The sequence below is a fragment of the Mycobacterium kyorinense genome (assembly GCF_002101735.1).
Lineage (GTDB): Bacteria > Actinomycetota > Actinomycetes > Mycobacteriales > Mycobacteriaceae > Mycobacterium > Mycobacterium kyorinense.
In genome coordinates this window covers 38,086-57,910 of sequence record NZ_LQPE01000158.1, presented here as the reverse complement: position 1 = coordinate 57,910, position 19,825 = coordinate 38,086, and the positions used below count along the sequence as shown (strand labels likewise).

Annotated in this window: 20 protein-coding genes; 13 read left to right on the top strand and 7 right to left on the bottom strand. The window is 68.3% G+C overall.

From position 1 onward, the window contains the following. Window positions 1–4: 4 nt before the first annotated feature. The gene (locus tag AWC14_RS22120) at window positions 5–568 is read right to left on the bottom strand and encodes a TIGR00730 family Rossman fold protein (protein WP_081968379.1); all 564 of its coding nucleotides are present in this window, start codon (window positions 566–568) and stop codon (window positions 5–7) included. 84 nt (window positions 569–652) lie between these two features. Between AWC14_RS22120 and AWC14_RS22115 the strand changes: the two genes are divergently transcribed. After that, a complete protein-coding gene (locus AWC14_RS22115; protein ID WP_057003401.1) occupies window positions 653–2,731 on the top strand; it encodes an ATP-binding protein in 2,079 nt (692 codons plus the stop codon). Here AWC14_RS22115 and dapE read toward each other — a convergent pair. Further along, entirely contained in the window at window positions 2,728–3,792 is a 1,065-nt protein-coding gene (gene dapE, locus AWC14_RS22110) for a succinyl-diaminopimelate desuccinylase (RefSeq protein WP_045385354.1), read from the bottom strand. The genes AWC14_RS22115 and dapE overlap by 4 nt on opposite strands. Before the next feature lie 42 nt (window positions 3,793–3,834). Here dapE and dapD point away from each other — a divergent pair, with 42 nt between their 5' ends. Next, window positions 3,835–4,779, top strand: coding sequence for a 2,3,4,5-tetrahydropyridine-2,6-dicarboxylate N-succinyltransferase (dapD, locus tag AWC14_RS22105; protein WP_057003402.1), 945 nt, complete (start codon window positions 3,835–3,837; stop codon window positions 4,777–4,779). Between the two features lie 56 nt (window positions 4,780–4,835). On the opposite strand, the gene AWC14_RS22100 is transcribed toward dapD, so the two are convergent. Continuing rightward, the gene (locus tag AWC14_RS22100) at window positions 4,836–6,257 is read right to left on the bottom strand and encodes an acyl-CoA synthetase (RefSeq protein WP_045385355.1); all 1,422 of its coding nucleotides are present in this window, start codon (window positions 6,255–6,257) and stop codon (window positions 4,836–4,838) included. A gap of 100 nt (window positions 6,258–6,357) precedes the next feature. Between AWC14_RS22100 and AWC14_RS22095 the strand changes: the two genes are divergently transcribed. From AWC14_RS22095 to AWC14_RS22085, 3 genes are all read left to right on the top strand, one after another. Further along, window positions 6,358–6,978: a helix-turn-helix transcriptional regulator gene (locus tag AWC14_RS22095; protein WP_045385356.1), complete on the top strand. Its 621-nt coding sequence runs from the start codon at window positions 6,358–6,360 to the stop codon at window positions 6,976–6,978. Next, window positions 6,971–7,375 carry a group III truncated hemoglobin gene (locus AWC14_RS22090; RefSeq protein WP_045385358.1) on the top strand — a complete coding sequence of 135 codons (405 nt, stop codon included), beginning with the start codon at window positions 6,971–6,973 and terminating at the stop codon, window positions 7,373–7,375. Before AWC14_RS22095 ends, AWC14_RS22090 begins: the two co-directional genes overlap by 8 nt. Window positions 7,376–7,476: 101 nt before the next feature. Then, on the top strand, window positions 7,477–8,481 hold the full coding sequence (locus AWC14_RS22085; protein WP_045385360.1) for an Acg family FMN-binding oxidoreductase: 1,005 nt from the start codon (window positions 7,477–7,479) through the stop codon (window positions 8,479–8,481). Here AWC14_RS22085 and AWC14_RS22080 read toward each other — a convergent pair. The 3 genes from AWC14_RS22080 to AWC14_RS22070 are packed head-to-tail and all read right to left on the bottom strand — an operon-like array spanning window position 8,467 to window position 11,579. Next, complete coding sequence (locus AWC14_RS22080; protein ID WP_045385363.1) at window positions 8,467–10,167, bottom strand: GAF domain-containing sensor histidine kinase; 1,701 nt, start codon at window positions 10,165–10,167, stop codon at window positions 8,467–8,469. The two genes, AWC14_RS22085 and AWC14_RS22080, sit on opposite strands and share 15 nt — an antisense overlap. Then, window positions 10,160–10,810 carry a hypoxia response regulator transcription factor DosR/DevR gene (dosR, locus tag AWC14_RS22075; RefSeq protein WP_045385364.1) on the bottom strand — a complete coding sequence of 217 codons (651 nt, stop codon included), beginning with the start codon at window positions 10,808–10,810 and terminating at the stop codon, window positions 10,160–10,162. The genes AWC14_RS22080 and dosR overlap by 8 nt, the downstream gene beginning before the upstream one ends. Window positions 10,811–10,823: 13 nt before the next feature. After that, window positions 10,824–11,579, bottom strand: coding sequence for a universal stress protein (locus AWC14_RS22070; RefSeq protein ID WP_045385366.1), 756 nt, complete (start codon window positions 11,577–11,579; stop codon window positions 10,824–10,826). A 186-nt stretch (window positions 11,580–11,765) separates the two neighbouring features. On the opposite strand from AWC14_RS22070, the gene AWC14_RS22065 reads away from it, so the two are divergent. From AWC14_RS22065 to AWC14_RS22050, 4 genes are all read left to right on the top strand, one after another. Then, entirely contained in the window at window positions 11,766–14,075 is a 2,310-nt protein-coding gene (locus AWC14_RS22065; RefSeq protein WP_045385368.1) for a nitric-oxide reductase large subunit, read from the top strand. 2 nt (window positions 14,076–14,077) lie between these two features. Then, window positions 14,078–14,707, top strand: coding sequence for a hypothetical protein (locus AWC14_RS22060; RefSeq protein ID WP_057003403.1), 630 nt, complete (start codon window positions 14,078–14,080; stop codon window positions 14,705–14,707). Between the two features lie 5 nt (window positions 14,708–14,712). Continuing rightward, window positions 14,713–15,501 (top strand): slipin family protein, encoded by a 789-nt coding sequence (locus tag AWC14_RS22055; RefSeq protein ID WP_428838996.1) that lies wholly within the window; start codon window positions 14,713–14,715, stop codon window positions 15,499–15,501. A gap of 81 nt (window positions 15,502–15,582) precedes the next feature. Next, entirely contained in the window at window positions 15,583–16,563 is a 981-nt protein-coding gene (locus tag AWC14_RS22050) for an Acg family FMN-binding oxidoreductase (RefSeq protein WP_045383632.1), read from the top strand. Here AWC14_RS22050 and AWC14_RS22045 read toward each other — a convergent pair. Further along, the gene (locus AWC14_RS22045; RefSeq protein WP_045383635.1) at window positions 16,560–17,363 is read right to left on the bottom strand and encodes an esterase/lipase family protein; all 804 of its coding nucleotides are present in this window, start codon (window positions 17,361–17,363) and stop codon (window positions 16,560–16,562) included. The two genes, AWC14_RS22050 and AWC14_RS22045, sit on opposite strands and share 4 nt — an antisense overlap. Window positions 17,364–17,486: 123 nt before the next feature. On the opposite strand from AWC14_RS22045, the gene AWC14_RS22040 reads away from it, so the two are divergent. The 4 genes from AWC14_RS22040 to AWC14_RS22025 are packed head-to-tail and all read left to right on the top strand — an operon-like array spanning window position 17,487 to window position 19,796. After that, window positions 17,487–17,684, top strand: a complete 198-nt coding sequence (locus AWC14_RS22040) for a type II toxin-antitoxin system VapB family antitoxin (RefSeq protein ID WP_045383637.1) — start codon at window positions 17,487–17,489, stop codon at window positions 17,682–17,684. Next, window positions 17,681–18,055: a type II toxin-antitoxin system VapC family toxin gene (locus AWC14_RS22035; protein WP_045383640.1), complete on the top strand. Its 375-nt coding sequence runs from the start codon at window positions 17,681–17,683 to the stop codon at window positions 18,053–18,055. Before AWC14_RS22040 ends, AWC14_RS22035 begins: the two co-directional genes overlap by 4 nt. Before the next feature lie 50 nt (window positions 18,056–18,105). After that, window positions 18,106–19,557, top strand: a complete 1,452-nt coding sequence (locus AWC14_RS22030) for an MFS transporter (RefSeq protein WP_045383642.1) — start codon at window positions 18,106–18,108, stop codon at window positions 19,555–19,557. Continuing rightward, complete coding sequence (locus AWC14_RS22025; RefSeq protein WP_045383645.1) at window positions 19,554–19,796, top strand: hypothetical protein; 243 nt, start codon at window positions 19,554–19,556, stop codon at window positions 19,794–19,796. Before AWC14_RS22030 ends, AWC14_RS22025 begins: the two co-directional genes overlap by 4 nt. Window positions 19,797–19,825: the final 29 nt, after the last annotated feature.

Genomic DNA, 19,825 nt, shown 5'->3' with positions numbered 1-19,825 from the left:
CAGCCTAACCCTCGGCCGTTTCGCCCGGTGCGCAGGCGGCCAGCGCCGCGTTCACCTCGTCGACCACCACCAACCGGTCCAGCGCTGCCTGCGACACGTACCCGCTGTCGACCAGCCCGTACAGCCACGCCCGCAGGCCGTCGAAGTGGCCGCTCGGGTCCAGCATCACCACCGGTTTGTCGTGCATGCCGAGGTATGCGCCGGTCCACGCCTCGAACAGCTCCTCGAGGGTGCCGATGCCGCCGGGCAGCGCGAGGAACGCGTCGGCGCGGTCCTCCATGACCTGTTTGCGCTCGCGCATGGTGTCGGTGACGATCAGCTCGTCGGCGTCGGTGTCGGCGAGTTCGCGGTGAACCAGCATCTTCGGGATCACGCCGACGGTCCATCCGCCGCGGGCCCGCGCGGCGGTGGCCAGGGCCCCCATCGCCGAGACGTTGCCGCCGCCCCACACCAGCGTCCAGCCGTGGTCGGCGATCGCCTCGCCGACTTGGGCGGCCAGCGCCAGCAGCTCGGGGTGGGTCGGCCCGGATGCGCAGTACACACAGACCGCCCACTGTTTGCGAGTCACACACGGAAACGTAATCGAGATTGCCGCGGAGCGTATTTCGGCCTATCGGCTTGCCGGGTGCGCGGCGGGCAATAAAATCCGGCGATGCCGACTGGGTGGGTTGCCGCGCCGGCCGAGGCTGTGCTGGATCAGGTGGCGGCCGCCCTCGATCGGTCCGGGGCCGTGCTCGTCGGAGCCGACGGCGTCGGCAAGACGCTGACCGCTCGTGCCGCCGCGGAGAGGTTCACCGCGCGCCGGCCGTCGACCGTTCGTTGGGTGAGGGGCACCCCGTCGCTGCGGATGGTTCCGTTCGGCGCCTTCGGCCGACTCCTCGACGTGGCCGAGATCGGCCGGCCCGCCGCGCTGCTGCGCGCCGCGCACGACTCGCTGGTCGCCGGCGGCGATCTGCTGGTCGTTGTCGACGACGCCCACGAGCTCGACAGCCTGTCCGCCGGGCTGGTGTACCAGCTGGCGTTGAAGCGCTCGGCGCGGCTGATCGTCACCGTCCGCGCCGAGACCGCGCTGCCCGATGCGGTGGCGGCGCTGTGGACCGACGACCTGCTGACCCGCATCGACGTCGAGCGGCCGGACCGGGCGGCCCCGCAGCCCGACGAGTACTTGAGCGGCCTGGCGGCCCCGGTTCGCAAGGCTCTGGACTACCTGGCCGTCGCCGAACCGCTGCACCGCAGCGACCTGGCGGCGCTGGCCGGTGACGAGGCCGTCGAGCAGGGCGAAGCGGCGGGCGCTGTGAGCGTCAGCGACGAAGGCGTGGTCTATGCGGGCCATCCGCTGTACACCGAGCGGGTGCGCGCGGCGCTGGCGCCGGCCGATGCGCGGTCGCTGCGCACGGCGGTCGTCGGCCAGCTGTCGACCCGTCGCTTCGACCATGTGACTGATCGGCTGCGGCTGGCGGCGCTGGCGATCGACAGCGACGCGGCATATGACGACTTCTCTGATGCCGCGCAGCAAGCGCTGCGGCTCGGCGAGCTGGGCCTGGCCGAACGGCTGGCCCGCGCGGCGCTGGGCAAAGCGGGCGGCCTGGCGCCGCGGTTGACGCTCGGCTACGCGCTGGGCTGGCAGGGCCGCGGCCGGGAGGCCGGCGAAGTGCTGGCCGCGGTTGATCCCGACACCTTGACCGACACCGAGCTGATGGCGTGGGCATTGCCGCGGGCCGCGAACCAGTTCTGGATGCTCGACGAGCCCGAGCGCGCCACCGCCTTTCTGCACACCACCCGCAACCGGGTCTCGTCGCCGATGGCCCGGGCCACCCTCGACGCGCTGGCGGCGACGTTCGCGATGAACGCGGGCACTCCGCTGAGCGCGCTGCGGATCGCCGGCGAGGTGCTGGCGTCACCGCACGCCGACGAGGTCGGCGTGGGCTGGGCTGCGTCGACGGCGGCGCTGTGCTCGGCGCGGATCGGGCGGTTCGACGACGTCGAGTCGCTGGCGGGCCGGGCGCTGGCGGGCGAGCATCCGGGTTTGTTGCGGTTCACCAGCGGTTTCGCGCGGGTGACGGCGCTGGTGATGGCGGGGCGACCGGATGCGGCGCGGACGGTGGCGCAGCGGTATACCGATTTCGCCGAGCTGCAGCAGCCGGGCCGGGCGATCGGTGAGGTGCTGGTGGCCTATGTGGCGATCGCCCAGGGTGACTTCGACACTGCGGTGTCGCTGCTCGGACCGGCCGCCGACACGCTGGCCCGCACCGGCTACTCGTGGGGCCCGCTGTCGCTGATGCTGCTGGCGCAGGCGCTCGGCCAGCAGGGCGACCAAGCCGAAGCGGCAAAGGTTTTCAGCCGGGCCGAGTCGCGGCACGGCCTGAAGTCGGCGCTGTTCGCTCCCGAGCTGGCGCTGGCCAAGGCATGGTCGAAGGCGGCCCGCGGCGACATCACCGCCGCTATCGAGGCGGCCCGCGAAGCCGCGCAGGCCGCCGAGCGCGGCGGGCAGTCGGCGATCACGTTGCGGGCGCTGCAGGACGCCGCCCGGCTCGGCGACACCCGGGCCGTGTATCGCGCCGAACGGCTCGCCGTCGAGGTGAACTGCGTGCTCGGCAGGCTCACGCTGGCGCATGCCCGCGCGCTGGCGGCGGGTGACGCGGCGGCGCTGGCCGAGGTGGCCGCCGATCTGGCCGACGCCGGGCTGCATCCCGCGGCCGCCGACGCCGCCGCACAGGCCAAGCGTGGCTAGCCGGTCAGGTAGCGGCGCAGCATCTCGGCGGCGGCGGTGATCTGCTCGACCGGCACCCGCTCATCGCGGCGGTGCGCCAGGTTGGGGTCGCCCGGCCCGTAGTTGACCGCTGGGATGCCGCGGGCGGCGAACCGCGCCACATCGGTCCAGCCGTATTTCGCGCGGACCCGCCCTTGTGCCGCCTCGACCAGAGCTTTGGCGGCCGGTTTGGCGAGTCCCGGCAGCGCGCCGGCGGCGCAGTCCGTCTGTTCGACGCGCACGTCGAGTCCGTCGAGCACGTCGTGCACGTGTTGCAGCGCGGCGTCCGCCGAGCGGTCCGGCGCGAAGCGGAAGTTGACCGTCACCGACGCCGCGTCGGGGATGACGTTTCCGGCCACGCCGCCGTCGATGCGTACTGCCGAAAGCCCCTCGCGGTAGGTGCAGCCGTCGATCTCGACGTCGCGGGGCTGATAGTTTGACAGCCGGTCCAGCACGGCGCCCAGCTTGTGAATCGCGTTGTCGCCCAACCATGATCGCGCAGAATGGGCACGGGTTCCGGTGGCGTGGACGACGGCGCGCAGCGTGCCCTGACAGCCGGCCTCGATGTAGCCGCCGGTGGGTTCGCCGAGGATGGCCACGTCGGCGTCCAGCCAGTCGGGCAGCTCGCGCTCGATGCGGCCCAAACCGTTTGCGGCGGCTTCGATTTCCTCGCAGTCGTAGAACACCAGGGTCATGTCGTGAGCGGGCTCTGCGACGGTGGCGGCCAGGTGGAGAAACACCGCGTCGCCGGATTTCATGTCGACGGTGCCGCAGCCGTGCAGGAGGTCGCCGTCGCAGCGGCTGGGCACGTTGTCGGCGATCGGGACGGTGTCGAGGTGCCCGGCCAGCAGCACCCGGGTCGGCTTGCCGAAGCGGGTGCGGGCGAGCACGGCGTCGCCGTTGCGGATGATCTCGAAACCGACCGTCTGGGCTCGTAACGCCGCCTCGACCTCGTCGGCGATGCGGGCTTCGTGTCGCGACTCGCTGGGGATGTCGACCAATGCCGCGGTCAGCTCGATCGGGTCGCCGCGTAGGTCCAGCACGGTCTCAAGGTTAGCTGCTGAGCATCTAGTAGCGTTGCCATCGTGACTGGAGCTACGGGTATTGGGTTGGCGACGCTGGCCGCCGACGGGTCGGTCCTCGACACCTGGTTTCCCGCACCGGAACTGACCGACGGCGGCGAGAGCGGCACCGTGCGGCTGTCGGTCGCCGAGGTGCCCGACGAGCTGGCCGCGCTTGCGGGCCGCGACGAGGACCGCGGCACCGAGACCGTCGCGGTGCGCACCGTGATCGGCTCACTGGACGACAAGGCGACCGATGCCTACGACGCATATCTGCGGCTGCATCTGCTCTCGCACCGGCTGGTCGCGCCGCACGGCCTGAACGCCGACGGCTTCTTCGGGGTGCTGACCAATGTGGTGTGGACGAGCCAAGGGCCTTGTGCTGTCGAAGGTTTCGAGATGGTGCGGGCGCGGCTGCGCCGTCGCGGGCCGGTCGCCGTGTACGGCGTCGACAAGTTCCCGCGGATGGTCGACTACGTGCTGCCGACCGGCGTGCGGATCGCCGACGCCGACCGGGTCCGCCTCGGTGCACACCTGGCGGCGGGCACGACGGTGATGCACGAAGGCTTCGTGAACTACAACGCCGGCACGCTGGGCGCGTCGATGGTCGAGGGCCGCATCTCGGCGGGCGTGGTGGTCGACGACGGGTCCGACGTCGGCGGCGGAGCGTCGATCATGGGCACGCTGTCCGGCGGTGGCAGTGAGGTCATTTCGGTCGGCAAACGCTGCCTGCTCGGCGCGAACTCGGGACTGGGCATCTCGCTGGGCGACGACTGTGTCGTCGAGGCCGGGCTGTACGTCACCGCCGGCACCAAGGTCGCCATGCCCGACGGCACGTCGGTCAAGGCCCGCGAGCTGTCCGGTGGCAGCAACATGTTGTTCCGCCGCAATTCGCTGACCGGCGCCGTCGAGGTGGTCTCCCGCGACGGCCAGGGCATCGCCCTCAACGCCGACCTACACGCGAACTAACTTCTAACTTCCTAACTTCTTCCGCGAGCGTGCATGTCCCCGCACGACACGCCGTATCAGAAGTCGGGTTTGCGCACGTTCGCGCCGAAAGTGAGCAGCTCTTTCTTGAGCACCTTGCCCATCGCGTTGCGGGGCAGGCTGTCGACCACCCGGACTTCACGCGGCCGCTTGTGTACCGAAAGTTGCCCGGCCACATAGTCGATCAGCGAATCCGAGTCGGCGTCACCGACGACGAAGGCGACGATCCGCTGACCGAGGTCCTCGTCGGGCAGCCCGACCACCGCCGCCTCCCGCACACCGGGATGCCCCAGCAGCGCCGTCTCGATTTCGCCGGCGCCGACGCGGTAACCCCCGGACTTGATCAGGTCCACCGACTCACGCCCGACGATGCGGTGCATGCCGCCGGAGTCGACGACGGCGACGTCGCCGGTGCGGTACCAGCCGTCGGCGTCGAAGGCCTCGGCGGTGGCATCCGGCCGGTTCAGGTAGCCGTCGAACAGTGTCGGCCCCCGAACCTGAAGCCGCCCAATGGTTTCCCCGTCGTGCGGCACCGGGGCCCCGGCGTCGTCGACCAGCCGGGTCTCGATGCCGGCCAGCGGCAGACCCACCCAGCCGGGCCGGCGTTCGCCGTCGGCCCGGGTGGACAGCGTGATCAGCGACTCGGTACTGCCGTACCGCTCGACGGGCGCGTGTCCTGTGAGCCGGACCAACTGGTCGAACACCGGCACCGGTAGCGGCGCGCTGCCGGACACCAGCAGCCGCGCCGGTCGCAGCGCCTCGGCGGCGGCCGTGTCGGCCACCACCCGCGACCACACCGTCGGCACACCGAAATACAGCGTCCCGCCCGCAGCGCCATACCGCTCCGGTGTCGGTTTACCCGTGTGCACGAAGCGGTTTCCCACCCGCAGCGAGCCGAGCAGCCCCAGCACCAGACCGTGCACATGAAACAGCGGCAACCCGTGCACCAAGACGTCGTCGGCCGTCCACTGCCACGCCTCGGCCAACGCGTCCAGGTCGGCGGCGATCGCCCGCCGGCTCAGCTGCACGCCCTTGGGCGGACCGGTGGTGCCCGACGTGTAGATGATCAGCGCGGTGGACTCCGGCGGCGGCTCCGGATAGCGATGCCACGAGCGGGCATGCAGCCGCACCGGAATGTGCGGCAGGCCCTCCGTCTCGTCGGGAGCCTCCCCCAGCCATGCCTGCGCCGCGGAGTCGGTGAGGATGTGCCGCCGCTCGGCCTGCCCGACGTCGGCGGGCACCGGCACCACCGGCACGCCGGCCAGCAGGCAGCCGGTGATCGCCAGCGCGGTCGGCGCGGTCGGCGTGGCCAGCACCGCGACCCGATCCGCACCGCCGACCCGTTCGGCCACCGACGTCGCGGCCCCGACCAGGTCGCTGCGGCTCAGCGTGACGTCGCCGATGCTCACCGCATCCCCCAGATCGGTCGCAGCGGCGGGATTCAGCGAGGTCAGCAGCACGTGAGCGAGGTTACCCGGCGCGGGGAGCGCTTACCGCCGCCGGAGGCGCTAATATAGAGGAAATTTATCCTCTAAATATCCCGCCTCCGGGAGGCACGCGATGGACGGCAGGCAACGCGACCGCGTGCTGCGGCTGGTCCGCGAGCATGACGAAGCGGTCGACGCTCAGGAGCTCGCCGGGCAGCTGGGACTTCACGTGAGCACAGTGCGTTTTCACCTCGACACGCTGTGCGAGCAGGGCCTGGTCGAGCGCACGCGGATTGCCCCGGCGGGCGTCGGCCGTCCCCGCACCGGCTACGTCGCCGCACGGGGTCGGCTGGACTATCAGAGCCTCGCCGAGATCCTGGCGCTGGAGCTCGGCGACACCACAGACAAGCGCCAGCGCCGCGCCGAACACGCAGGACGGCGCTGGGCGCAACGCATCACCGCCGACTCGCCGGCAGCCGAACCAGCCGACGAGCCACTGGATCGCCGGGCTGCGCTCACAGTGCAGGTCTTCGACCAGATGGGATTCGCGCCCCAACCGGCCCCACTCGACGACCCGGCCACGCGAACCATCCGCCTGCACGCCTGCCCGGTCAGAGGATTCGCCGCCGCCCACCCGGAGGTGGGCTGTGCTCTGCACCGGGGGCTGTTGGAGGGTTTGGTCGCCGGCCACGCCGAACTCGAGCCGTTCGTCGAACCCGAACTGTGCATCGCCCGGGTGATCGCGCATGACTGATCTGAGTACCCGCGCCGACATCGAGGCGTTACTGCGCCGGTTCTACGGCCGGGTCCTCGACGACGACGTTCTTGCCGAGCCGTTCACCGAGGTGCGGGCCAAAGGGCTGGACTCGCACATCCCGGTGATGTGCGACTTCTGGGAGACCGTGCTGTTCCGCGCGGGCCGCTACCGCGGCAGCGCGCTTCACGTTCACCGCCAGGTCCACCACCGCACGCCGCTGGGCGGTCCCCAGTTCACGCGCTGGCTGACCATGTGGCACAACACCATTGACGAGATGTACGACGGCCCGGTCGCCGATCATGCGAAGGTCCAGGCCGCGCGGATCGCGTGGGCCATGCACCGGCGGTTGACCGGCACCGACGCGGCCGAACTTAACGCGCTGATCGCGCGCTGACCGTCCGAAGTCCTTGCTAACCGAAGACTTTGTGCTCTGCCGACCGCGACAACACCGCGGGACGCTAAGAGGGACCACACGAGCAAGCAAGGCGGCCGCCGATGAACACCCGCTTCCCGGACACCCACACCATCCGCACGGTCCTGACGCTGGCGGCCCGGGCGCCGTCGATCTACAACTCTCAGCCGTGGCGCTGGCAGGTCACCGACGACGCGGTGCATCTCTACGTCGACCCCGATTTACAGCTGCCCAGCACCGACCCCGACGGCCGCGATCTGATGTTGAGTTGCGGTGCGGCGCTGAATCATTGCGTGATCGCGCTCGCGGCGATGGGCTGGCGGGCCACGGTAGAGCGGTTCCCTGACCCGGACAACCCCGATCACCTGGCGACAATCCGTACGTGCTGCCGCGACGTGGAGCAGGTCGACGTCATGCTGGCTGCCGCAATCCCGCGACGCCGGACCGATCGGCGAATTTACAGCGCCTGGCCGGTGGCCGCGGGCGACATTGCGCTGATGGCGGCGCGCGCCGCCCGCAGCGGGGTGATGCTGCGGCGGATCGACACCGTCGACCGACTCAACCAGATTGTCGCGCACGCGGTCTGGCGTCACGTGACCGACTATGAGTACCTCACCGAACTCACTGCGTGGAGCGGGCGGTACGGCTCGGTGAAGGGCGTACCGGCACGCAACACGCCGGCGCCCGATCCCACCGCGGCGATACCCGGACGGCTGTTCGCGGGTCCCGCGCTGGCACAGCCACCCGGCGTGTCACCCGCCGACGACAACGCCGTCATACTGGCCCTGGGAACCCAGACCGACGACCGGCTGGCCCGGCTGCGTGCCGGCGAAGCAACCAGCGTGGTGTTGTTGACCGCGACGGCGATGGGATTGGCCAGCTGCCCGATCACCGAACCGCTGGAGATCGCCGAAACCCGGGCCGTGCTGCGCTCGGATGTCTTCGGCGCCAGCGGATTCCCGCAGATGTTGCTTCGAGTGGGCTGGGCGCCGGTGAACGCGGACCCGCTGCCGCCGACGCCCCGGCGCGCAGTCGACGACACCGTCGAGTGGGCCGGCACCGGGCACCCCGTGCTACTGGCCCACTAGCGGCGCCGACCATCGCAACACAGTTCCCTCGGGCGAGCTTTCGACGGCGAACGCACCGCCGGCTTCTTCTGCGCGCCGACGCAGGTTGGTCAAGCCGCTCTCGGTGACATTGTCCGGCATCCCGCACCCGTCGTCGCTGACCTCGATGCGCAGGTCGTCGTCGACAGACACCTGCACGGTCAACGCGCTCGCGTGGGCATGCCGGGCCGCGTTGCTGACCGCTTCGCGCACAACGGCTTCCGCGTGGTCGGCCAAGGCCGCGTCGACCACAGACAGCGGCCCGGTGAAGTGGACCGTGGTGCGCAGCCCCGAGCCCGCGAACTGTGCCACCGCCTCGTCGATCCGCTGCCGCAGGCGGGTCGTCCCCGACGAGGCGCCCTGCAGGTCGAAGATCGTGGTGCGGATCTCCTGAATCACCGCTTGCAGGTCATCGACGGCATCGGAGAGTCGTTGCCGCACTTCGGAGTTGCGCGCCCGCGGGACAGCGCCCTGCAGCGACAGGCCCACCGCGAACAGTTGCTGGATGACGTGGTCGTGCAGGTCGCGGGCGATCCGGTCTCGTTCGGTCAGCACGTCGAGTTCCCTCATCCGCCGCTGCGAACTGGCCAACTGCCAGGCCAGCGCCGCCTGATCGGCGAAGGCGGCCATCATGTCCCGTTGTTCATCGGTGAAAGGGGCTGCCTTGTCGGCCCGGAACACCACCACCACGCCGACGACAGTGTCGGTGGTGCGCAGCGGCAGGACCAGTGCGGGCCCGGCGTCCGTGACGCCGTCGAACGTGACGCGCGGCAATCGCTGCGGCGAGCGTTCGGTGAACACCTGCCCGACCGCGGTGCCCGCCACCGGAACCGTTTGGCCCCCAGCAGGCTTCGCGGCGTCGCCGACGGTTTCGACCACCAGGAGCTCCGCCACGTCCGCGGCAGGCTGATCCTCGTCGACGGGAATGGCCACCAACGCGGCTTCGGCGTCGGTCAAGTGAAGTGCCCTTTCGGCGATCAACCGGAACACCGTCGCCGGCTCGGCGCCGGACAGCAGTTCGGTGGCGATGTCGCGGGTCGCCTCGATCCACGACTGGCGCGCCGTGGCCTGCTGATACAGTCGCGCGTTTTCGATCGCGATGCCGGCCGCCGCCGCCAGCGCCTGCACCAGAACCTCGTCGTCCTCGCTGAACCGCTCCCCGTCGGCTTTCTCGGCCAGGTACAGATTGCCGAAGACGCGATCGGTGATACGGATCGGCACACCGAGGAATGTCCGCATCACCGGGTGGTTGGCCGGGAATCCGACCGATGCCGGGTGATCGGCGATGTTGTCCAGGCGAAGGGGCCTCGGGTCGTCGATCAGCAGGCCCACCACGCCGCGGCCTTCGGGCAGTTGCCCTATGCGCCCGAAGGTTTCGTCGTCGATGCCCTCGTAGACGAAGCCGACGACGCGATGCTCGGGGTCGTGCACCTCCAGCGCGCCGTATTGCGCGTCGACGAGGTCGGTGGCGGTGTGCACGATAGTGCGCAATGTGGTGTCGAGCTCCAGCCCGGAGGTGACGGCCAGCATCGCCTCCATCAGCCCGTCGAGGCGGTCGCGGCCCTCCACGATCTGGCCGACCCGCTCTTGCACCTCGACCAGCAGCTCACGCAGACGCAGCTGAGACAGAGTGTGGCGCAACGGATGTGGACCCTGGCGTTCAGCCATTGCTGTCGCTCCGCGGCCGCTGCAACTTGGCCGCGAAGACCGCGGCCTGGGTTCGGCGCTCCATGCCCAGCTTGGCCAGCAGCCGCGACACGTAATTCTTGACTGTCTTCTCGGCCAAGAACATTCGGTCGGCGATCTGCCTGTTGGTCAGGCCTTCCGCCAGCAATCCCAGCAATACGCGTTCCTGATCGGTCAGGTCGGACAGCGGATCGGGCTCCGCGGCCGCCCCGCGCAGCTTGGCCATCAACGCCGCCGCCGCACGGTTGTCGAGCAGCGAACGCCCGGCCCCGACATCCTTGACGGCGCGGGCCAATTCCATTCCCTTGATGTCCTTGACGACGTAGCCGCTGGCGCCGGCCAGAATTGCGTCGAGCATCGCCTGATCGGAGGTATACGACGTCAATATCAGGCAGCGCAAGTCGGGCATCGCGGAGAGCAAGTCTCGGCACAGTTCGATCCCGTTGCCGTCGGGCAGCCGAACGTCGAGGACCGCGACGTCCGGACGCGCCGCAGGGATTCTGGCCATCGCTTCGGCGACGGAGCCGGCCTCACCGACGACTTGAAGGTCGGGGTCGGCGCCCAGCAGGTCGATCAACCCGCGCCGGACCACCTCGTGATCGTCGACCAGAAAGACGCTGACCAACCGCGGTCCCTCCCTACAGGTTGCTGCACGGCACCGTGAGCACCGAGCATCCGACGCGACCCACGTCGCCGCGGCCGCTCACGAATACCTCGGCGAACCCGGTGTTCTTCGCCAAATAGTCGCAGAGGGCGCCGCGAACCACCATCGGCTCGACTTTCACGTCGGGATACCACCGCGTCCAGCGGGCGATCTGCCGGTTCAGTTGTGCCCGGACCAACCGGCTGCCGTCGGCGATGGCGTCGGGCGCCTCGGCCCGCCAGGTGCCGACCGTGCGCAGCACAGCGCCCCGCAGCCTCGCCTCCTCGAACGCACGTCGCAGCACCACACCATTGTCTGCTTCGACGACGACACTGCGGGATGTTGGGGCCTCGGACTGCGATGCGCGGATGACCGCCACCGGGCAGCGGGCCGAACCGGGCAAAGCTGCCGCGACGGAACGGACACCGTGGCATGCATGCTTGATCCCGATCGAACCGACACAGACCATGACCGCCGTCCGCGACTCCCGGGCCAGTGTGGCCAGCGGCTCGCCGCGCAGGATCTCGGTTTCGACCTTGACCGGCTGCCCGGAGGCCTCGGCCGCCCGCTGCGCCTCGTTCAACGCCACCCGGGCGTCGGCGAATTGACGGTGATCCGCGGTGACATAAATCAGGCGCAGCGGAACGTCCCGGCTGACGGCCTCGTCCACCGCCCAGACCGCTGCCCGCAACGCCGCCCGCGACCCGTCGACACCGACCACAACCGACGGGGCGACTCGAAAGTCATTCATCGCGACCCCCTTACCGGGCCAGCGGATTTTCCGATACTCACGTTAGGAATCGAAACGGCGCGTTTTCAGGGCCGTTGGTCACCGATTGCCGGCCATTGGTCCCCTTTGCCGAAGAATTCTCCGTTTCTGAAAGCCCCAGCGGGTTAAATACCGGGCAACCTGTCCGCCGCCAGAAGGGAAATCGGCATGGCAACCGAGACGACGTCGTCACCTCCCGACCAAGCACGGCCGATGGTCGGCAGAGGCTGGGTTCAGGGTGTTGCCCTGGTGATGATTTTCGGCTTCACAGTGATGGGCATCCTCGCCTACCGCACGTACGCCGCCTCGATGCCCATGCCGGACAAGGTGGTCAGCCAGTCCGGCGAGGTGCTGTTCACCGGCGCCCAGATCACCCGCGGGCAGGAGCTCTACCAGGCCCGCGGCTTGCAGCAATACGGCTCGGTTCTGGGTCACGGCGCCTACCTCGGCCCGGACTACACCGCGGAATACCTGCGCATGGCGACCGACGACGTCTCCGATCAGCTTCGGGCGCAAGGGATGCCCGACGTCCATGACCGGGTGGTCACCGAATTCCGGACCAACCGCTACAACCCGCACACCAAGACGTTGGTGTTCACCGACCAACAGGCCCGCGCGTTCGCCGACATCCAGCGCCACTACGCGGACTACTTCGGCGAAAACTCCACCAAATACGGCCTGCTGCCGAAGATGATCACCGACAAGGCCGAAATACACGACCTCACAGCATTTTTCGCGTGGACCGCGTGGGCTTCAGCGGCCGAGCGGCCCGGCCACAACTACAGCTACACCAACAACTGGCCGTCCGAGCAGCGGGTCGACAACGGTCCGACCGCTCAGCTGATCGTGTGGTCGGTGCTGTCGTTGATCGCGCTGCTCGGCGGGACCGGGGTCATGTTCGCCGTCTACGGCCGGTGGAGCCAGAAGATCGGCTGGCACGGCGACGAGGCGGCCACATTGTCGTTCCGCCAGCCCGGCGAGGTCAGCCTGACCCGGGCGCAGCGGGGTGCCATCTGGATCTTCGCCGTGGTGTCGGTGTTGTTCTTGGCGCAGACGCTGATGGGCGGGGCCGTCGAGCACTACCGGGCCGACCTGTCGGCGTTCTACGGCATCGAACTGGCCCGGCTGCTGCCCTACAACCTGGCCCGGACCTGGCACGTGCAGCTGTCGTTGTTCTGGACGGCCGCAGCGTTTCTGGCGGGCGGAATCTTCTTGGTGCCGTTCATCACTCGTCGAGAACCGCGCCGCCAACATCTGCTGGTGTATCTGCTGCTGGGCGCGCTGGTCGCGGTGGTGGCCGGGTCGTTGATCTCCGAGGCGCTGTCCATCTACGGCGTGATCGGCGAGGGCGGCCTGTTCTCCCAGCAGTGGGAGTACCTGGACCTGCCGCGGCTGTGGCAGATCCTGCTGGTCGTCGGGCTGTTCTTGTGGATCGTGATCATCTGGCGGGGCATGCGCACCAGGTTGCGCAGTGAGTCGAAGCTGAACCTGCCGTGGCTGTTTTTCTTCACGGGCCTGGCGATTCCGGCGTTCTACGCCGTCGGCCTGCTCGCCGGCAGCGACACCCACTTCTCGGTCGCCGACTTCTGGCGATTCTGGGTGGTGCACCTGTGGGTGGAAGACTTCCTCGAGCTGTTCACGACGGTGATGGTGGCCTACATCTTCGTCCTGCTCGGCGTGGTACGGCCACGCATCGCGCTCGGGGTGATCTTCCTCGACATCATCTTGTACTCGGCGGGCGGCGTCATCGGCACCATGCACCACCTGTATTTCTCCGGAACCCCGGTGGAGCACATGGCACTTGGCGCGTTCTTCTCCGCTGCCGAGGTGATTCCGCTGACCTTCCTGACCGTCGAGGCGTGGGCGTTCCTGCAGCTGGGGTCGCGGCAACAGAGCGGCGACAAGCCGTTCCCGCACCGCTGGGCGGTGATGTTCCTGGTCGCCGTCGGGTTCTGGAACTTCTTGGGCGCCGGGATCTTCGGCTTCTTGATCAACCTACCGGTGGTGTCCTACTACCAGATCGGCACGGCGCTGACGGCCAACCACGCGCACGGCGCGATGATGGGTGTCTACGGGATGCTCGCCGTCGGGCTGGCCATGTTCGCCTTCCGCTACGCCATCCCGGCCGACAAGTGGCCGGAGCGCTGGGCGCGAGTGTCGTTCTGGTGCATGAACCTCGGACTGGCCTGGATGGTGTTCGCCACCTTGCTGCCGCTGGGCGTGTTGCAGCTGTACCACTCGGTCAACGACGGCTATTTCGAGGCGCGCTCACTCGGATACCTCACTAGGCCCGGCAATTCGCTGCTGGAATGGCTGCGGTTGCCCGGCGATCTCATCCTGATCGTCGGCGGGGTGCTGCCGTTCATCTGGATCGCGTGGACGGCAATCCGGCATATCCGCTCGGGGCCTAGCAGCGACGAGCTGCCGGAAAATCCGCTCTTCACCGAAGTGCAGCCGGCGGCGCCGGAGAAGGCCTGACGGTGAGCGCTCCCGCGGCGTCGGTGTGGCTGGTTGCCGGCTATGCGCTGGTACTGGTCGCGATCGCGTGGGGCTTCGACGTGATGGCCCGACGGGTATCGCAGCGGGCCGCGCGTTGGCGCACAGGTGATTTCGCCTATCACGCCGACCATGACGCATGGGTGTGTCCGCAGGATCAGTGGCTGTGGCCGACGTCGTTCGATCCCAAGCACCGGGTGATGCGGTACCGTGCTTCGCCGGTGGTGTGCAACAGCTGCCCGGTCAAGTCCACCTGCACGACGTCGGATCACGGGCGGGAGATCAGCCGTGAGATCGATCCGTGGCCGCATTCCGAGGCCGGCCGGTTTCACCGCGGAATCGCCTGTTTTGTCGCGGCTCTCGGCGTAGTGATGCCGCTGGGAATGCTGATCGGTAGCCATTCGGTCGCCGACGTGCTTGTCTTGTGCCCGACGGTGGCAACCGTGGTGCTGCTGGGGCTGCCCTTGGCGCGTCACCTGTGGAACACGCCCTCCAACGCGCCTGCGCACATCGCGCACCGGTCCGGGTTGGAGGATCAGGCGGCCGCCGCGATCGACCGGTACTCGACGCGGTGGGGCGGCGGCTGGGCTGACCGAGAGGAGAAAGCGCAGTGATCTCAATGGTGGTCACCATCGTCGTGCTTGCGATCGCGGCGCTGGCGCTGCTGGCGTTCTTCTCGCTGGTGGTGCTCCGCGAGTACGAGCGCGGCGTGGTGTTCCGGATGGGCCATGTCCGGCCGCTATACGCGCCCGGGCTGCGGTTGTTGATTCCATTGGTGGACAAGATGATTCGGGTGGATCAGCGGGTGGTGACGCTGACCATCCCGCCGCAGGAGGTGATCACCCGCGACAACGTCCCGGCCCGGGTCAACGCCGTCGTGATGTTCCAGGTGGTCGAGCCGTTGAAGGCCATCCTGGCGGTGGAGAACTACGCGGTGGCGACGTCGCAGATCGCCCAGACGACATTGCGCTCGCTGCTTGGGCGCGCCGACCTCGACACGCTGCTGGCTCATCGCGAAGACCTCAACAGCGACCTGCGCACGATCATCGAAAAGCAGACCGAGCCGTGGGGAGTCGAGGTCCGGGTCGTCGAGATCAAAGACGTCGAGATCCCGGAGTCGATGCAACGCGCGATGGCAAGGGAGGCCGAGGCCGAACGCGAGCGGCGCGCCAAGGTGATCAACGCCCGCGGTGAACTGCAGGCGTCCGAGGAACTGCGGCAAGCTGCCGAGACACTGTCGAAGAACCCAGCTTCGCTTCAACTGCGCTACCTGCAGACGTTGTTGGAGCTGGGCGCCGACCAGAACTCGACGGTGGTCTTCCCGTTGCCGGTCGACATCATCACGCCGTTCTTGAGGCACCCGGAAGTGCTGGAAGACATCGCGACCTCACTGACCGAGCGTCGCTGAGAATTTTGAGGACCAAAGCCCCTATTGCCGGCTGCGGTGTGCAGAGAAGACTTGGTGACAGGTACTACTGCGGAGGTCGAGATGCCTGTCACGATGGTCGAACCTCAAGTCATCGAGAACGCCGTGCGGCTGGCGTGCCGCGCACCGTCATTGCACAACACCCAGCCCTGGCAATGGATCCTGAGCGACGACGGCACGCTACAGCTGTTCCTCGACCCGAGCCGGATCATGCTCTCCGACCGGTCCGGCCGGCAGGCGCTGATCGGTTGCGGCGCCGCGCTCGACCACCTCCGGGTGGCGATGGCCGCCGCCGGATGGCGTACGCAGGTCAGCCGCTTCCCCAACCCCAACGATCCGAATCACCTGGCGACGATTGACTTTACGCCGATGGACTACGTCACCGAAGGTCATCGCCGCCGCGCGAACGCAATCCTGCTGCGTCGAACGGACCGGCTGCCGTTCATTGCCCCGACGAGTTGGGATTCGTTCGAACCCGTGCTGCGCAACGCCCTCGACGGCGACGCAGTGCTTCTCCACGTGATGCCCGACGAACTTCGCGAGTGCCTGGGGAATGCATCCCACCTCGCCGAATCGCTCCGGCTTTACGATTCGCAGTATCACGCCGAACTGGGCTGGTGGACAGCGCCATTCGAAGCGTCAGAGGGAATCCCCTACAGCTCGTTGGTGTCGGCAGCCGAGAATGAGCGCGTCGACGTGGCGAGGGCGTTCCCGGTCACGCACCAAACCGAAAGGCGGACACAAGTCCCCGAAGACAACGCGACGATTCTGCTGCTGTCCACAGATACTGACGACCGCACTGATGCGTTGGCATCCGGTGAAGCGCTGTCTGCCGTATTGCTGGAATGCACAATGGCCGGCTTGGCCACCTGCCCGGTGACGCACATCACCGAGGTCCGGGTCACCCGTGACATGGTCAAGTCGTGCATGGAACACGACACCGTGCCGCAAATCCTGGTCCGGGTCGGCGCGGCACCCGCGATCGAAGACGTGCCGCCGCCCACGCCGCGGCGAGCGCTCGACGAGGTGTTCCGCCGAAGCTAGGCGAGGCGGATCCGAGAACCGTCCCGCGTGGACCGCTCGGCCGGCCAGTCTGGCCTTGGAAACAGCGGCCGCAGGGCGGCCGGCGGCCGGAACGGCGCCCACTCCCCCAGCGGCTGCGCCAGCCGGTCCGCGACAGCCCACACCACCGCAGGGTTGTGGCCGTAGCCGAAGTGGCTGCCGATCACCGCGATGTTCTCCGCGCGCGGCGAGCGCAGATCCAGACACGCCTGCCACGCCACGACGCCGTCGTATCTGGAGTAGATCGACGTCGCGGGCACCGGCAGGGGCTCCGTTTCCAAGTCCACCGGCGCGGCGGCCCGCTCGACGTGCAGGTGCGAGAAGCGGTCGAAGGCCGCGCTGGCGCGAGTTTGGTTCCGGTCGGCGAGGCGAAACGGAGTGCCCAGGGTGATCACCTGGCGCAACGACGACGGCCGGCGCCGGGCCATGCCGCGCGCGTAGATGCCGCCGAGACTCCAGCCGATCACGCTGACCGGCGTGCCGTACCGGGTGTGCAGGTCGTGCAGGCGCTCACCCATGCCCGCGACCGCTTGGGCCGTCGGACCGACGTTGCGGCCCAGCCGCCAGCCGTGCACCCGATACCCCACCCCACGCAGAATGCGGCGCAACGCCAGCGTCGACCCGTCGCCGGCCAGCAGGCCGGGAAGCACCAGCACCGGATGCCCGTCGCCGACCGGTAGTGCGCCCCGCAACGGCAGCGACCCGAGCAGCAGCCCGAACTCGACCGCCGCACGCGCCGGATCGGACAATGCCAAGTGCCATGGCGGGGCGCCGGTCGTCATAACGTCAGCCTGCCATCACTCGATGCCGTTGACCCGCAGTTCGCTAGCAGCCTTGGCAGCGAGCTCGGCGACTGGCATCATTATCAGCATCAAATGATGCTGTTTTAGATGCGAGGAAATCGGATGAGGACGACAGTAACCATCGACGACGAGCTCTTGGCCCGCGCAAGTGAGCTGACCGGTATCACCGAGAAGTCGGTGCTGCTGCGTGACGGGTTGGCGACCCTGATACGCGTCGAGAGTGCCCGTCGGCTGGCCGCTCTCGGCGGGACGGATAAGCGAGCCGCAGCGGCGCCTCGGCGACGAGGCTCCGCGGGGTGATCCTCGTCGATACCTCGGTGTGGATCGACCATCTCCACAACACGGACCCCCGATTGGTCGGTCTGCTGAGTGCAGACGAAGTCGGGTGTCACCCGTACGTTATCGAGGAATTGGCTCTCGGATCGATCAATCAGCGCACGGTGTTCTTGGAACTACTCGGCAGTTTGCATCGCTTTCCCGTTCTCAGCCACGTCGAGGTGATGACGCTCGTCGACCGCCGCCGACTCTTTGGGCGCGGACTGAGCCCGGTGGACGCTCACCTGCTCGGATCGGTGTCACTCACCGGTGGGGCGCGGCTGTGGACGCGCGATAAGCGGCTGATCTCTGCGTGCCACGACATCGGGGTCTCCTACCTCGACGAGTCCGGATAGGACACGATGTTTCCGGGTATGTGCCGGAAACACTCACGGGGAGGGCTGCAATGAGCGAAGGCGCACAGACCGGCACAATCACCACACAGGTGCCGGCCCGGCTGGACCGCCTGCCCTGGTCGCGGTTCCACTGGCGCGTGGTCATCGGGTTGGGTGGCGTCTGGATTCTGGACGGCCTCGAAGTCACCATGGTGGGCAACGTCGCGGCCCGACTCACCGAGCCCGGCAGTGGCATCAAGATCAGCATCGCCCAGATCGGCGTGGCGGCAGCCTTTTACATCGCCGGCGCGTGCAGTGGTGCGCTGTTCTTCGGTCAGCTGACCGACCGGTTCGGTCGTAAGAAGCTGTTCGTCACCACGCTGGTGATCTACCTGGCGGCCACCGCGGCGACGGCGTTCTCGTTCGTGCCCTGGTACTTCTTCGCCGCGCGGTTCTTCGCGGGTGCGGGCATCGGCGGCGAATACGCCGCAATCAACTCCGCGATCGACGAGTTGATCCCCGCGCGGGTCCGTGGCCGCGTCGATTTGGCGATCAACGGCTCGTTTTGGCTCGGATCGGCCTTGGGCGCAGCCGGCGCGCTGGTTTTCTTGAACACGTCCATTTTCCCGATCGGCGTAGGGTGGCGAATCTCGTTCGGCATCGGGGCGGTCTTCGGGTTGGCGGTGCTGGTGGTGCGCCGCAGTGTTCCGGAAAGCCCGCGCTGGCTGTTCATTCACGGCCGCGAAGAGGAGGCCGAGGAGATCGTCCGCGGCATCGAGGACGAGATCGAGCAGGAGACGCAGGAATCGCTGCCGGAGCCGGAGGGGTCGCTGACCATCCGCCAGCGCAAGACGATCTCTATTGCCGAGATCGCCAAGGTCGCCTTTACCCTCTATCCCGGCCGCGCGGTCCTCGGGCTTGCGTTGTTCATCGGGCAGGCGTTCATGTACAACGGGGTCACCTTCAACCTCGGCACGCTGTTGAGCGGGTTCTACTCGGTGGCTTCCGGCATGGTCCCGGTGTTCTTCATCCTGTGGGCGCTATCTAATTTCGCCGGGCCGGTGCTCCTCGGGCCACTGTTCGACACGGTCGGGCGAAAACCGATGATCTCGCTGACTTACCTCGGCTCCGCCGCGGTGGCGGTGCTGCTGGCCGGCATCTTCGTGAGCCAATTCGGCGGCGTCTGGACGTTTCTCGTTGTGCTCATGGTGTGCTTCTTTTTGGCCGGTTCGGGTGCCAGCGCCGCATATCTGACGGTCAGCGAGATTTTCCCGATGGAGACCCGGGCGTTGGCCATCGCCTTCTTCTATGCGGTCGGCACCGCGATCGGTGGCATCACCGGTCCGCTGCTGTTCGGCGACCTGATCGAATCCGGGGACCGGCATCAGGCCGCGCTGTCATTTCTGATCGGTGCGGCGGTGATGGCGATCGGAGGCGTGGTCGAGCTGATTCTGGGCGTCAAGGCCGAGGGCCAGAAACTGGAAGATCTTGCGATGCCGCTGACCACCGCCGATGCCGCATGACGCCGTGGACGTGTCGGCTGCTCGGCCATCGACCGAGGTTCCGCGCCGAAGATCGCACGCTGCAATGGGAATGCGAGCGTGGATGCGGACAAGCCGGCGGCAGCAAAACATATCCCACCGCCGAGGAAGCGCGCCGGTATGCCGCGGCATTCGACCGCACCGGCGAGTTGGGCAAGCGGGCACCGCTGATCGGGTTGCTGCCGCTTCGGTTGTGGCGCAAGGCGCGTCAGTCGCGATGAGCCTGCGGCGCTGGCGTCGAGACTGACGG